Here is a 13,523-nt window from a genome sequence, read left to right as displayed (position 1 = left end):
CTACGAAACCTTGCGGGTTTTCTTCTTGAGGAAGTCCATCAGGATGAACTGACCGAGCGTCATCGTGTTGGTGAAGTAAGCCTTGCCGAGGCTGATCTCCGACACGCGCTTGACGAACTCGACCAGCGCCCGGTCGCGCGCCAGCATGAAGGTGTTGATCATGATCCCCGAGCGCCGGCAGTTCGCGACCTCGCGCAGGGTCTCGGCGATCACCGTCGCGTCGAGGCCCATCGAGTTCTTGTAGATCTGCCCGTTCGGCATCGTCAGCGCGCTCGGCTTGCCGTCGGTGATCATGACGATCTGCCGCATGTCCTTCTTCTGCGCCATGAGTATGCGGCGCGCGAGCTTGAGCCCTTCGGCGGTGTTGGTGTGGTACGGCCCGACCTGCGCCTCGGCCAGCTTCGCCAGCGGGATCTCCTCGGCCGAATCGTGAAACAGCACGACCCGGAGCGTGTCGCCGGCGAACTGCGTCCGGATCAGGTGCGTGAGTGCGAGCGCGACTTTCTTGGCCGGCGTGAACCTGTCCTCGCCGTACAGGATCATCGAGTGCGACGTGTCCAGCATCAGCACCGTGGCGCACGACGACCTGTACTCGGCCTGCCGCACCATCAGGTCGCGGTAATCCAGATCCAGCGGGATGTCGAGCGAGCCCGTGCGGCCGAGCGCGCGCAGGAGGGTCTCGTTGACGTCGAGGTTCAGCGTGTCGCCGAACTCGTACTCCTTGGTCCAGCCGTCGGCCTCGACTCCCGTCGCGAGGTACTGCGTGTCGTGGCTGCCAAAGCTCGACTTTCCCAGCGAGCCGAGTATCGAGCGGAGCGTCTTGTAGCCGAGGAAGTCGATCCCCTTGTCGGTAAGGTTGAACTGCACCGAATTCGCGGCGGCGTGCGACAGGCTGCCCTTGCCGACCACCGGCTGGTGACCGGACGGCATCTGCGGCGGCGCTTCAACGGCGATGTAGCCCTCCGCCGCCAGCCGCTGGACCAGCTCGTCGAGCAGCTTCGCGAGGTTGGCCTGCGATTCCTCGTCGCCTTCGCCGCGCAGCGCCTGGAGCATCTCGGGCGTGAACTGCCCGCCCTTCAGCAGCGCGTTGAGGATCGCTTCCTTGAGCGCGCCGAGCGAGCGGTCGGCGTCCTCGCCGATGTCGCCCCAATACGGATGCTGCGCGGGCCCGCCGGCAAAGCCGGATTGAAGGAGGAAATCGGCCAGCTTGTCGAGCAGGGCCTCGAGGTCGACAGCGTCGGCGAGGTCGGCACTGAACTTCGAATACGTGTGAAACCTCATATCCAATAATACGGGTGGGCCGGCGGTGGATGCAGGTGGAAAGCCCTTGCGAGAGACTGGCGGAATCCAAGAGGTGAGATGCCAGACGACAGAAGTCAGACGGGAGATGATCTTCATCTGGCGATCTGTCATCTCACTCCTGGCATCTCACCTCTTGGATTCCGGTTGCCCTAACCAGGAGCGGCAAAAGCTGAGTATACTCCGCCCGTGCCCCGATCCCTCAATCCGTTCCGCGCTCTCAAAGCACATCGGAATTTCAGGATTTTCTGGATCGGGCAGGCCGTCTCGCTCACCGGCAGCTGGGTGCAGATCGTGGCCCAGGGATGGCTCGCGCTGGAGCTGTCCAACGACGCGTTCATCGTCGGCGTGGTGAGCGCGGCCGGGTCGTTCCCGGTGCTCGTGTTCTCCCTGTACGGCGGCGTGATCGCGGACAGGTACGACAAGCGCAGGCTGGTGATGATAGGTCAGGGGCTGCTCGCGCTCGAGGCGGCGCTGCTCTGGTGGTTCGTGCTGACCGGCACTATCACGATCCCGTGGCTGCTCGCGCTCGCGACTTTTGCCGGGATCGTGAGCGCCTTCGAGATCCCGGCGCGCCAGGCGCTGCTCATCGAGCTCGTGGTGCGCGACGACCTGATGGACGCGATCGCGCTGAACACGAGCGCTTTCAACCTCGCGCGAATCCTCGGCCCGTCCATCGCTGCGGCGGTGATCGCGAGTGCCGGGCTCGCGTGGGCTTTCGGGCTGAACGCGCTCAGCTTCTCGGCGGTGCTGGCGGGGCTGTTCATGCTGCGGCTGCCGCCGTACGTGCGTCCGGTCGGTCGCCCATCGCCGATGGCGGGACTCAGGGAAGGGATCGCGTACATGTTCAACACGACGGAGATCATCGTCGTGATGCGGATGGTGTCGGTATTCTCTATCTTCGGCGTGCCGTATCTCACGCTGATGCCGGTGTTCGCGCGCGAAGCGCTCGGGCTGGGCGCGAGCGGCTACGGGCTGCTCATGAGCGTGACGGGGATCGGCGCGCTTTCGGGCGCGCTGTTTCTGGCGGCGGTCGGTGGACGCGTCCGACGGGGCCGGCTGTTCGCGATGGCGTCGGTTGCTTTCCCGTTGATGATTCTCGCGCTCTCGGCGACGAGGCAAGCGCCGGTCGCCGGGTTCGTGGTGCTGTTGGCCGGACTTTCGATGATTCTCCAGACGGCGCTCGCGAACGGGATCCTGCAGGCGATCGTGCCCGACGAGCTGCGGGGCAGGGTCATGGCGGCGTACGTCGTGGTGTACGTCGGGTTCGCGCCGATCGGGTCGTTCGCGGGAGGAGCGATGGCGCGGGCGGTGGGGATCGAGTGGACACTGGCGGCCGGTGGGGCGGTGATGCTGCTGTTTGCGTTATGGACTTTCTGGAAGCACCCGGAGTTGAGGACACTCTAGCCCGGGACCGTTTTAGCTCCAGGAATATTCCAGGGGGAATCCAGGCCGTGGAGCTTTGAGCTGTTAGCTGTCAGCTCTCAGGCAACTGACATATTGGACGTGTCGATGCGTTTGCCCCGAAATCCCGGGAACGTCCCAATCGCAGTTGCTGATTGCTGATGGCTAATAGCTCACTGCTAACGGCCTGGATTCCCTCGGCGGGTCACCAGGACTCCGCTACGCCGTCCACCATATCCTCCCCGCGACGACGACCAGAAAAACGGCGAACGCCCGCTTCAACGTCGCGTCCCCCATCGTGTGCGCCAGCTTCGCCCCGAACCACGCGCCGGCGAACAGTCCCAGCGCGACCAGCAGCGACGCCCTGATGTCGATGTTCCCGTTGCGGTAGTACTCCCACGCCCCCAGCGCGCCGACCGGCAGCAGCAGCGCGCCGAGCGAGGTTCCCGTCGCCGTCAGCGGAGTCATCTTGGCGATGAGCAGCAGCGCGGGCACGATCACTATCCCGCCGCCGATCCCGAACATCCCCGACAGTACGCCGGCGAGCACTCCGATCACCAGAAAAAGGAACACGGTCATTTCGCCGCCTCGTGATATGGGTCGCGTAGGTGCACCGGAGCGGCCTTGCCGCGGATTCGCAGATTGAGCATCTCCACGAAGAGCGAGAAGCCCATGGCGAAGTAGATCATTCCCTTCGGCAGGTGGAACTCGAGTCCTTCGGCGACCAGACTCACGCCGATGAGCATCAGGAAGCTCAACGCGAGCATCTTGATGGTCGGGTGCCTATCGACGAAGCGGGAGATGACCCCAGAGAACGCGATCATCACTCCCACGGCAGCGAGGACCGCCGCCACCATGATCGCGAGCTCGTCGACCAACCCGACGGCAGTAATGATCGAGTCCAGCGAGAACACGAGGTCGAGCAGCAGGATCTGACCGATGACGCTCACGAAGTTCGCCGCCACCTTCGCGGAGACGCGGCCCACCTCTCCCTCGAGCTTGTCGTGCACCTCGTGCGTGCTCTTCGCGATCAAAAAAAGGCCCCCGAGTATCAGGATCAGATCCCGCCCCGAGATCTCCTGGCCGAGCACCGCGAACAGCGGGGCCGTCAGCTTGATCATCCACGCCAGCATGAACAGCAGCATGACGCGCGTGATCGCCGCGAGCCCGAGGCCGAGCTGCCTCGCCTTCGCCTGCTGATTGGCCGGGAGCTTCCCGGCCAGAATCGCGATGAAGACGACGTTGTCTATCCCGAGCACTACCTCGAGCGCGAGCAGCGTCGCGAAAGCCAGCCATGCATGGGGATCGGTTAGCAGCCCGATCACGAGATTCCTCTGTTGATTGCGATCAGGACCTTGTCGGCGAAGGTGTCGACTTCGTCGAGCGTGGTGTACACGTTCGGGGTGATGCGCAGCCCGTTGTACTCCTTGTGCGCGATCGGCGTGGTGACGATGCGGTGCTTCGCCATCAGCCAGCTCCCCAACGCGCCGCTCTCAATTCCGTCGACGTTGAAGAGCGCGATCGCGCCCGAGTTGCGGTCGTCGAGGTGCGTGAGGACGTGGACGCGGTCGCTCGCCGCGGCCAGGCGCTTCGCCCAGCGGTCGCGCAGCAGCCGCAGCCGCGCAGCCTTGCGCTCGGCGCCGATCCCGCGATGGAACGCCAGCGCGGCCGAGATCGCGTTGTGATTGGCCGCGGGGTGCGTGCCGATCTCCTCGTACTTCCTGACGTTGTCGTCCAGCTCCGGGCCGGCCGCCATCAGCGGCCAGAGCCCGCGCTGCTTTTCCTTTTTGACGTACAGGAAGCCGGTTCCTATCGGAGCGAGCAGCCATTTGTGCAGGCTCGTGCCGTAGTAGTCGCAGCCGAGGTCGTCGCGCTTGAACGGAAAGTGGGCGTAGGCGTGCGCGCCGTCGACGAAGACTTCTATTCCGCGCGGCCGCGCGAGCTCGACGAGCTCGCGCACCGGCATGATCTGCCCGGTGAGGTTGGTGATGTGCGTGACCTCGATGACGCGCGTGCGCGGTGTGATCGCCTTCTCGAACTGCCGCACCAGGTAGGACATCGACGGCGGCGGAACGTCGAAGGATATCTGCCGCACGACGATTCCCTCGCGCCGGGCGCGCTGCTCCCAGCTCGTGATCATGCGGCCGTAGTTCTGATTTGTCAGCAGGACTTCGTCGCCGGGCTCGAGGTGGATGCCGAAGATCATCGTCTCCAGCGCTTCGGACGCGTTGCGCGTGATCGCCATCTCCTCGGGGTCGCAGCCGAAGTCGCGCGCGAGATCCCGCCGCACGCTCTCGATGCGGGGCTCGAGCACGCGCCACATGTGCTCCACCGGCAGCTCGTTGCTGAAGCGGAGGTCGCGGATCATCGCCTCGAGCACGTGACTGGGCGTAGGGCTGACGCCGCCGTTGTTGAGGTTGATCATCGTTCGGTCGGCGTCGAAAGCGCGCTGGATCTCCGCCCAGTACGCTTCGTCGTCGGCGACGGCGGAGGGAAGGCGGCCGCCGGCCACTTCCTCGGCGCGCAACAGCTTGCGAATGGCGTCCTCCCGGAACAGCGGCGCGGCAACTCCGGCTACTGCGAGTCTCGAGAGGAAGTCACGGCGGGAGGACATGGGGAGCTCTTGGCTGTTGGCTGTTGGCTTTTGGTAGTTCCTAGTCACTAGTCACTAGTCACCGCCCTCTGCTGCCGAATACCGCCGTGCGGCCCGCGCTGTCCACGCTGAGTATGTCATAGGGCTCCGGCGGCCCGACTTCCATTCCCGGTGACCCTACCGGCATTCCCGGAACCGTTATCCCGGCGATGCTCGGTCGCTCGGCCAACAGCTTCCGCACGAAATCGGCGGGCACGTGCCCTTCGACGTAGTAACCGCCTACTTCCGTCGTGTGACAGGACTGGAGGTTGCTCGCGATGTTGTGCTTCTGCTTCACCGCGTCGAGATCCGGGACGTTGTACGTCACGACGCGAAAGCCGTTGTTGCGCATGTAGTCGACCCACGCATTGCAGCAGGGGCAGGTCGCCTCCTTGTAGACCACGAGGGTCGTGCTGTCGGAGCCGGAGGTGGTCGCCAAGACGGGTGGCGGGGCGACCGCCGAAGCAGCCGGTTCCGCTTCCGGCGTGGAGGGGGAGCAGGCGGCCAGAGCGGCGGCCGATGTGAGCGAGAGAATCAGACGGGGTGACATGCGTGCCTCATATACGGGTGTACGACACAATGGTAATCCGGCGGCGCGGGTTGTGCGACAACGGCAGTGGCTAGTGACTAGTGACTAGTGACTAGTGACTGGAGGGCGCGCCGGTCAGGATATCGAAGGGCGCGCCGGTCAGGATATCGAAGGGCGCCGCGCGCGCCGCCGGAACACGAGCCAGTACACGACCGCGTTCACCAGCACGACGAACCCGGCCAGCACGAGCTGCGTCGAGCCCGAAAGCCCCGGCGGGTAGATCACGGGCTCGAGGTATCGGTCGATGAATCCGCCGGCGTAACCGCTTTCTCCGCCGAGACGGCGGAAGTGATTCTCCAACGGCGTCAGCGGGCACGCCCAGCCGCGCAGCTCGATCAGCACTCCCCACACCGCGGCCGGCAGGTGCAGCCACGGCATCCAGCGCCAGCGCAGCGCGAGCAGCCCACCCAGCACAACGAACGCAATGAACGCGAAATGGACCAGCATCGTCGCGTCCGCGAGCGCGCGATAGATCATGGTTTCTCGCAAGGCTGCCGGATCTGTGTCCCCTGCGTCGCCTACGCTTCGCTAAGACGGCGACTTCGGGGACACAGATCGGGCAGCCATCACCGGCTTCTCGCGCACGCAGACGCACTGCGGTTGAGGGCGCGTGCGGGGAGGGGTGGAACGGCGGAACCGAAGGCGTGCGCACGTGGAGATGCTCGGCGGCGGCTCGAGGGCAAGCGTCCTCGCAGCGCGCGTCTTAGCCCGCGCGGTTTGCGGGCGTAGCGCGCGAAGAGGATGCTTGCCCTCGAACCGCCGTACACACAGAAACTACGCGTGCGCGTGGACCTTCGAATGGGCCCCGTTCGCGCGAGCCTCCTCGATCACGCTGTGCGTGGCCTCGGCGGGCATCTGCTCGTAGCCGCGGAATTTCTGGCTGAAGCCGCCGTAGCCGTGCGTCATGGACTGTACCTCGGTCGCGAAGCCGTGCAGCTCGGCCTGCGGCACCACCGCGCGAATCACCGAGCCGGCGTCCTGTGAAGCTTCCGTGCCGAGGATGTGGCCGCGCCGCGCCGAGATCGCGCCGAGCACGTCGCCCATGTACTCGTCGGGAGTCGTGATCTCGATCTCGTCCAGCGGCTCGAGCAGCACCGGCTTGCACTTGAACGCGACGGAGTTGAACGCCTGGATCCCCGCCATCTTGAACGACTGCTCGCTCGAGTCCACGGAGTGATACGAACCGTCGTACACCTCGACCTCGAAGTCCACCATCGGGTAGCCGGCGAGCACGCCGCGCACCGACGCTTCCTGGATCCCCTTGTCCACCGCGGGGATGTACTTGGACGGGATCGACCCGCCGACGACCGAGTTGACGAAGTTGTAGCCGCGCCCGCGCGGAGCGGGCGACATGCGTATCCAGCAGTCGCCGAATTGGCCGCGTCCGCCGCTCTGCTTCTTGTGGCGCCCCTGGCCCTCCGACTTCGCCATGATCGTCTCGCGATACGCGATCTTGGGCTTGGTCAGCTCGGCGCTCACGCCGTACTTCCGCTTGAGCTTGGCGAGGCTGACTTCCAGGTGCCGCTCGCCGAGGCCGGACACGATCGTCTCGTGCGTCTCCGAGTTGTAGTGCGTCTCGAAGGACGGGTCCTCGTCGTGCATCCGGTGCAGCGCCTGCTGCAGCTTCTCCTCCTCGGCGCGCGCGGTCGCGTGCACCGCGAACGACACGCGCGGGTGCGGGAACTCGATCTGCGGCAGCCGCACGGGATGCTCGCGCGTGGACAGGGTATCGTTGGTGTGCGTGTTCTTGAGCTTCGCCACGCAGCCGATGTCGCCCGGGTGCAGCAGCGGGACCTCGAGCCGCTCGCGCCCCTGCGCCACGCACAGGTGCGACATCTTTTCCGTGCCGTCGCGCGTCGCGTTGTACACGTCCTGCCCGTTGCGCAGCGTTCCCGAGAACGTGCGGAAATACAGCACGTCGCCCACGTGCGGCTCCGACGTTGTCTTGAACACGAGCGCGGTGAGCGGCGCGTCGTCGTCGGCGTGGATCTCCAACGTCTTGTCGCCCTCGGCGCCGACGAACGCGTGTAGTTCCTCCATCTCGTACGCCGACGGCATGAGCTCGACAATCTTGGTGAGGAGCGCCTGCGTCCCATATGTCAGCTCGGACGAGCAGCAGAAGAGCGGGAACAGCTCGCCGCGCTTCATTCCCTCCTTCATCGCGTTGAGCGCGTCCGCGCGCGAGATCTCGCCGCCGTCGAGGTAGCGCTCGAGCAGAGTGTCGTCGGTCGCGGCAATCGTCTCGATGAGCTGCTCGTAGTACTGGTCGAACAGCGCCCGATGCTCGTCGGGGACATCGACCTCGGTGTACTCGCCGGTCTTCGTCCCCTTCTTGAACAGGTGCGCCTTCTTGTCGAACAGGTTGAGGATGCCGTGGAAATCCGCGCCTTCGCCGATCGGGACTTCCACGGAAATGACGCGCGAGTCCAGCCGCTTCTTGATCTCTTCCCACACGGTCTCGAAGGACGCGTGCTCCTTGTCCATCATCGAGACGACGACGAGCACCGGGTCCTTGCGGCGGATGGCTTCGCGGAACATCCGCTCGGTGCCGACCTCGACGCCGGAGGCGCCGCTCACGACCAGGAGCGCGCCGTCGGCGGCAGCGATTCCCGCGATGGCGTCGCTCTGGAAGTCGAGATAGCCCGGCGTGTCGAGCAGGTTGATCTTCGTGTCCATCCACTCGGCGTGCGCGCAGCCGAGCGAGATGGAGAAGCCGCGCTCGACTTCCTCGGGTGAAAAGTCGGTCAGCGCGGTTCCGTCACGAACCGAGCCGTGCCGCTTGCTGGCCCCGGAAACGAAAGCGAGCGCGTCGACCAAAGTGGTCTTCCCGCTCGCTCCGTGTCCCACCACTGCAATGTTGCGTATGTCCCCGCTGCGATATTCCCTCATATGACGATCACGCCTCCTTTTGTAGCTGTTGGCTGTTGGCTATTGGCTCTTGGCAGGAGCTGATAGTCAGGGCCAGGTGCTTTCTCTCCGTAACATGAGCGCGGTTTTCAGGAAACGGGAGGGGTGTAAGTGAATCGAATCACTTGGCCCAGCGAAGCTCGAACGGGTTGGAATAAGCTTCGATGAAACTCCCCCCGCGTTCAAAGCGATACACTCCGCGATAAGTCCCCGGAATGTCGTATTTGAACCTTGGATACGTGTTCGGAGCCTTCACCAGGTTCAGCCATGTCTGCAGCTGACGCGTCTCGCCGGGCTCGACCGGGACGGGGACCCTGCCCTGGTCTGTATATGCCGGGGAATACGCCAGGCGCCATGATCCGGATACCCATTTTTCCAGGCTTCGCAGATCCCGACCGGCCAGATCCAGGGTGATGGTTTCGTCGAGCGTGTTGGTCACGCTGGCTTGGAGTGTAAACGAATCCGAGCCCGTTGGAATGCCGAAAATCGGTTGCCTCGTACTGACCAGGGCATCGTACGGTGGCGCGGTGGGTTGGCCGCAACCCGGGAGGAGCGTGAGCATTAACGCAGCGAACAGGAGCGCACTTCCGGTCGAACGGATCTGGTTCATGAAACCTCCGTCTGCGAGTTACATGTTTCGACCCGCATATACCCCGCCAGCGAACGAGCGGCTAATCGTCGTCGTCGCCTCCTAACGGTGTCTTGAACTCGCCCGTGTGACGCCTGTCCTCGATCGCGTCGATCGAGGCGTCGAGACTGACCAGCTTGTTGAGCACGATCAGCAGGATCACCGTCGTGCCGCTCGCCACCAGATACAGGCCGTATCCCGTTGCGGCCCCGACAGCGGCGGTTCCCCAGACCGAGGCCGCGGTCGTCAGCCCCTTCACCCGCTCATCCCTGGGAGAAAAGACAACCAGCCCCGCGCCGAGAAATCCGATGCCTACGGCGATCGCGTGAATCGTGCGCGTCGGATCCACGTTTACACCGGCAGTCGTGCCGTACTGCTCGACCGCCAGGATCCCGGTGATCACGAACAGGGCAGCGGTCACTCCGACGACGATGTGAGTCCGGAAGCCGGCCGCCTTTCCAGCCCGCTCGCGCTCCCACCCCAGCGCCGCCGAGAACACAGCCGCGAGGAATATCCGGAGGAGGAACTCGGCTTCAATCAGGACGTTATGAGGCATATGGAGTACTGATTTACTACGCGGTGCCCCGTCCCCGCTACACTACTTGTGTTCGGGTTTTCTTCGGGCTATGCTCAGGGTATGTCCGCGCTCCCCGCTCTTCGCGAGCTCCTCGAGCAGCGGTTCCCCGATGCGACCCCGCTCACCCATCGGACCGCGGAGCCGGTGGCCACCGGGATTCCGGGGCTCGACAAGATCCTGCCCGGGGGCGGGCTTCCTCGTTCCCGGCTCACGGTCTGGCTTCCTAAAGGAGGGGCGACGGCGATCCTGACGGCCGCCGCCCAGAAGGCGGTGTCCGCCGGAGAGCGCGCGGCCTGGATAGACGGACTCGGCTGCATCTCGGGTCCGTACTGGAAAGAGGGACCGCTGTTCGTCAGGCCGACGTCGCGGAAGACGGCGTTGCGCGGCACCGAAGAGCTGCTACGGTGCGGCGGGTTCGCGCTCGTCGTGCTCTCGGGGATCGAGCCGGATGCGACCGAGACCGTGCGGTTGTCGCGCGCGGTGCGCGAAGGCGGCGGAGCCTTCGTGGCGCTCACTCCGCACGCGGCGATGGCGAGTCTGCGGCTCACGTCGAGCATCCTACCGCGCGGCTACGACTGGGACGCGAGCCCGTTCGGCGAGCCGGCGCAAGTCCGCCGCGCGCGCGTTCTGGTGCACGCCCACTCGCTGGGCTGGAGCGCGAAGACCGAGCTGCTGCTGCCGGTGTCGCAGCATGCTCTTCGCACCTCGCTCGATTGCGGAATAATCGATCGGCGCGGTGTGCTGTCGGCCTCTTCCAGGAAGAAGGCTAGGCGGCAGCCCGCACGGCGGTGACGAAGCTCTCGAGCTTCACCGGATCCAGCGCGCCGTTGGTGCGCAGTCCGGTGCACGCGTCCACGCCGAACGGGCGCACGCTCGCGATGGCTTCGCTCACATTTTCCGCGCGCAGGCCGCCGGCGAGAAAGACCGGCACCTCCACCTCCTCGCGGATGCGGCGGCTGATCTCCCAATCGTGCACGCGCCCGGTGCCGCCGAGCTCCTTGATGGCGAGCGAGGGCTTGCCGGAGTCGAGCAGAATGGCGTCCACGTGCGGCGCGACCGCGGCCGCGTCGCGAATGGATTGCTCACCTTCGACGTGGATGACCTGCACGATGGACACGTCCGGGAGTGCGTCGCGCAGCACGGCGTACGTGCGGGGACTCACTTCATCCACGAGCTGGAGCGTATTGGCGCCGCTGCGGCGCTGCTGGTTCATGATCGTTCTGGCGTCGGTCGCGCAGGTCAGCAGGAAAGTCGCGATGTTCGACGGAACGGTGGCGATGATCCGCGCAATGCGATGCTCGTCGATCGGGCCGAATCCGCTCGGCATCGCGGTGACGAAGCCGAGCGCGGACGCGCCGTGCTCCATGGCCAGTCGCGCTTCTTCGACGTTTTGCATGCAGCAGATCTTGAACCTGGTAGTCATGCCGTGAGCGTAGTGTGCGTTGCGGTGCCGAATGCGCCGGCCGAGAAGTTATCGCAGCTCGCACCACCGATGTTGGAGATCGTTCCACGGCTGGCGCTCGGAGCGCGCGGGGTGATCTGGGCGGACACTCGGAGCCTGCCGGCGCGCGAGATCGCGGAGTCTTTGCTCGATTGCCTTGCGGATAACGGTTTGCGTGCCGGTCGTGGGGGCGTGGCTGCGACTCCCGTTGCCGCCGAGCTTGCGGCTAGAACCAAGCCGGCGGGAGCGTGGGCACCCCTGACACCCACGCGACCAGCGCCGAGAGTCACAGTCGTAGGCGCGGGCACTGACGCGGAGTTCATTGCGCGATTGCCGGTCGAATTGCTCGATCCGTCGGATCAGCTGTTCGCGATGCTGCTCGCGGTAGGGATCGAGACGTGCGGCGATCTCGCGGCGCTCGACCATCATTCCATAGAAGTCAGGTTCGGCAGCGAGGGAAGCAGGCTCTGGCATCTCTCCCGCGCGGACGACAAGCGGCGGCTGTTCGCGGAGATGCCGCGCAATTTGCCGAGCGCTTCGTTCGAGTGGGTGGAGTACACGCTGCGGGACCCGGAGCGGCTGCTGTTCGTGATCAACTCGCTGATGGGCAGCGTGTGCGCCTCGCTCACCGAACGGGGTGAGGGCGCGCGCGAGATGGTGCTCGCGTTCTCGCTGGCGAACAGGTCCACCGCCGAGCACCGGCTGCGTCCGGCGCGCGCGACGTCGAGCCAGAAGGCGTGGATGCGGCTGGTGCGCGCCGAGCTGGAGAAGATCAGGCTGGCCGACTCGGTCACGGGAATCTCCTTGCGCGTCGAAGCCGTGGTCGCGCACGCCGAACGGCAGGGCGATCTGTTCGACCGCGGCTTCGCGACCGCGCGCGCGACGGAGGAGACGATCGCGCAGATGCTGGATGATCAGGGCGCGATCGTCGTCGTGCCGAGCAATTCGGCGCATCCGTTGCTGGAGCGGCGCACGCGCTGGATTCCGCAGGAGCCGGGCGAAGCGGCGCGGCCGCGGCTGGCGTTTCGGTCGGGAGCTGTAGAGCCGGCGCCCGAGCTGACTCTGCAGATGCTGCCCGAGCCGAAGAGGATCACGGTGCTGACCGAGCGCCGGCGGGATCACGATCTGCCGGCGCGGTATCGCGAGTCTGGAGAGTGGACGGCGATTCTATCCGCGCTGGGGCCGGAGCGCGTGTCCGGTGGAGAGTGGGAAGGGGATCATTTCGCGCGGGAGTACTTCCGGTGTGTTACGCGGGAGGGAGCGATGGTGTGGATCTACCGCGATGTACGGCGAGGCAAGTGGTACCTGCACGGCTGGTGGGATTGACCACGGCGACCCTATTATTCGTCATGTCACCTGACCCCGCTGCGCGAGTTCGCGAGCCTTTCTTCGCTCGCGCGTACCGCCTTGGCGAAGAACGTGGCGACGACCTCTCGGCCGTAACGACCATTGACGAGCGTCTTGAAATGGTCTCGGTGCTGACTCGGCGGATGTGGGAGTTGACGGGCCGGCCTTTGCCTTCCTACACCCGCGCCACTATGCCGGGGCGGGTGATTCGCCTGCGGTGAACGAAGACTGGACTGACTTTCTCGCTGCATTGCTGCACGCAGGCGCGCGATTCATGGTAGTTGGCGCACATGCGATGGCAGTTCACGGGGTGCCGCGCGGTACACAGGATATAGACGTGTGGATCGCTACCGATCAGGACAATACCGACCGCGTTTGGCGGGCACTGGCCCAATTCGGTGCGCCACTCGCTGATCTTGAAATTTCCCTGGAGGATCTGCGGCGACCGGGCACGATAGTACAGCTTGGCGTCCCGCCGAATCGAATTGGCATCCTGACGTCGATCAGCGGGGTGCCGGAATTCGACACGGCCTGGTCAGACCGGATCGAGCATCCGGTTCGGGGCGTTCAGATTCCGTTTCTCGGCCGCGCCGCACTGATTCAGAACAAGCGTGCCGCGGGCCGTCACAAAGACCTGGGAGACCTCGAGGCGCTCGGAGAGTTACCGCAAACGTGAAACTACTGTCGAGGCGCCTCCAC

Annotated in this window: 14 protein-coding genes; 4 read left to right on the top strand and 10 right to left on the bottom strand. The window is 65.2% G+C overall.

Translation table 11 applies throughout. The features are described from left to right. Positions 1–1,281: a VWA domain-containing protein gene (locus WEA80_11325; protein ID MEX1187170.1), complete on the bottom strand. Its 1,281-nt coding sequence runs from the start codon at positions 1,279–1,281 to the stop codon at positions 1–3. 207 nt (positions 1,282–1,488) lie between these two features. On the opposite strand from WEA80_11325, the gene WEA80_11320 reads away from it, so the two are divergent. Next, complete coding sequence (locus tag WEA80_11320; protein ID MEX1187169.1) at positions 1,489–2,706, top strand: MFS transporter; 1,218 nt, start codon at positions 1,489–1,491, stop codon at positions 2,704–2,706. Between the two features lie 216 nt (positions 2,707–2,922). Here WEA80_11320 and WEA80_11315 read toward each other — a convergent pair whose 3' ends face one another. From WEA80_11315 to WEA80_11280, 8 genes are all read right to left on the bottom strand, one after another. Continuing rightward, entirely contained in the window at positions 2,923–3,282 is a 360-nt protein-coding gene (locus WEA80_11315; protein MEX1187168.1) for a sulfite exporter TauE/SafE family protein, read from the bottom strand. Next, the gene (locus WEA80_11310; GenBank protein ID MEX1187167.1) at positions 3,279–4,028 is read right to left on the bottom strand and encodes a TerC family protein; all 750 of its coding nucleotides are present in this window, start codon (positions 4,026–4,028) and stop codon (positions 3,279–3,281) included. Before WEA80_11310 ends, WEA80_11315 begins: the two co-directional genes overlap by 4 nt. Next, positions 4,025–5,317, bottom strand: a complete 1,293-nt coding sequence (locus WEA80_11305; GenBank protein ID MEX1187166.1) for an aminotransferase class V-fold PLP-dependent enzyme — start codon at positions 5,315–5,317, stop codon at positions 4,025–4,027. The genes WEA80_11310 and WEA80_11305 overlap by 4 nt, the downstream gene beginning before the upstream one ends. A gap of 58 nt (positions 5,318–5,375) precedes the next feature. Beyond that, complete coding sequence (locus tag WEA80_11300) at positions 5,376–5,885, bottom strand: DUF411 domain-containing protein (GenBank protein ID MEX1187165.1); 510 nt, start codon at positions 5,883–5,885, stop codon at positions 5,376–5,378. A 138-nt stretch (positions 5,886–6,023) separates the two neighbouring features. Continuing rightward, entirely contained in the window at positions 6,024–6,401 is a 378-nt protein-coding gene (locus tag WEA80_11295) for a DUF2784 domain-containing protein (protein ID MEX1187164.1), read from the bottom strand. Positions 6,402–6,698: 297 nt separating this feature from the next. Then, positions 6,699–8,813 carry an elongation factor G gene (fusA, locus tag WEA80_11290; GenBank protein MEX1187163.1) on the bottom strand — a complete coding sequence of 705 codons (2,115 nt, stop codon included), beginning with the start codon at positions 8,811–8,813 and terminating at the stop codon, positions 6,699–6,701. 139 nt (positions 8,814–8,952) lie between these two features. Then, a complete protein-coding gene (locus WEA80_11285; GenBank protein MEX1187162.1) occupies positions 8,953–9,441 on the bottom strand; it encodes a hypothetical protein in 489 nt (162 codons plus the stop codon). A 61-nt stretch (positions 9,442–9,502) separates the two neighbouring features. Further along, on the bottom strand, positions 9,503–10,015 hold the full coding sequence (locus WEA80_11280) for an MgtC/SapB family protein (protein MEX1187161.1): 513 nt from the start codon (positions 10,013–10,015) through the stop codon (positions 9,503–9,505). Between the two features lie 81 nt (positions 10,016–10,096). On the opposite strand from WEA80_11280, the gene WEA80_11275 reads away from it, so the two are divergent. Continuing rightward, positions 10,097–10,828, top strand: coding sequence for a hypothetical protein (locus WEA80_11275; GenBank protein ID MEX1187160.1), 732 nt, complete (start codon positions 10,097–10,099; stop codon positions 10,826–10,828). Here WEA80_11275 and WEA80_11270 read toward each other — a convergent pair. Then, a complete protein-coding gene (locus WEA80_11270) occupies positions 10,803–11,459 on the bottom strand; it encodes a phosphoribosylanthranilate isomerase (GenBank protein MEX1187159.1) in 657 nt (218 codons plus the stop codon). The two genes, WEA80_11275 and WEA80_11270, sit on opposite strands and share 26 nt — an antisense overlap. A gap of 348 nt (positions 11,460–11,807) precedes the next feature. Between WEA80_11270 and WEA80_11265 the strand changes: the two genes are divergently transcribed. Both WEA80_11265 and WEA80_11260 read left to right on the top strand, forming a co-directional pair. Then, positions 11,808–12,803 (top strand): hypothetical protein, encoded by a 996-nt coding sequence (locus tag WEA80_11265; GenBank protein MEX1187158.1) that lies wholly within the window; start codon positions 11,808–11,810, stop codon positions 12,801–12,803. A 238-nt stretch (positions 12,804–13,041) separates the two neighbouring features. Next, the gene (locus WEA80_11260; GenBank protein MEX1187157.1) at positions 13,042–13,500 is read left to right on the top strand and encodes a hypothetical protein; all 459 of its coding nucleotides are present in this window, start codon (positions 13,042–13,044) and stop codon (positions 13,498–13,500) included. Positions 13,501–13,523 lie beyond the last annotated feature (23 nt).

It is taken from the genome of Gemmatimonadaceae bacterium, from assembly GCA_040882285.1.
Classification (GTDB): domain Bacteria; phylum Gemmatimonadota; class Gemmatimonadetes; order Gemmatimonadales; family Gemmatimonadaceae; genus JACDCY01.
The sequence above is the reverse complement of the archived record's forward strand: the minus strand, read 5'-3'. Positions and strand labels throughout refer to the sequence as shown.

Coding starts and splice junctions, on each gene's coding strand:
- WEA80_11295 (MEX1187164.1), bottom strand. CDS start 6,401: ATGATCTATCGCGCGCTCGCGGACGCGACGATGCTGGTCCATTTCGCG.
- WEA80_11305 (MEX1187166.1), bottom strand. CDS start 5,317: ATGTCCTCCCGCCGTGACTTCCTCTCGAGACTCGCAGTAGCCGGAGTT.
- WEA80_11325 (MEX1187170.1), bottom strand. CDS start 1,281: ATGAGGTTTCACACGTATTCGAAGTTCAGTGCCGACCTCGCCGACGCT.
- fusA (MEX1187163.1), bottom strand. CDS start 8,813: ATGAGGGAATATCGCAGCGGGGACATACGCAACATTGCAGTGGTGGGA.
- WEA80_11300 (MEX1187165.1), bottom strand. CDS start 5,885: ATGTCACCCCGTCTGATTCTCTCGCTCACATCGGCCGCCGCTCTGGCC.
- WEA80_11275 (MEX1187160.1), top strand. CDS start 10,097: ATGTCCGCGCTCCCCGCTCTTCGCGAGCTCCTCGAGCAGCGGTTCCCC.
- WEA80_11285 (MEX1187162.1), bottom strand. CDS start 9,441: ATGAACCAGATCCGTTCGACCGGAAGTGCGCTCCTGTTCGCTGCGTTA.
- WEA80_11270 (MEX1187159.1), bottom strand. CDS start 11,459: ATGACTACCAGGTTCAAGATCTGCTGCATGCAAAACGTCGAAGAAGCG.
- WEA80_11280 (MEX1187161.1), bottom strand. CDS start 10,015: ATGCCTCATAACGTCCTGATTGAAGCCGAGTTCCTCCTCCGGATATTC.
- WEA80_11315 (MEX1187168.1), bottom strand. CDS start 3,282: ATGACCGTGTTCCTTTTTCTGGTGATCGGAGTGCTCGCCGGCGTACTG.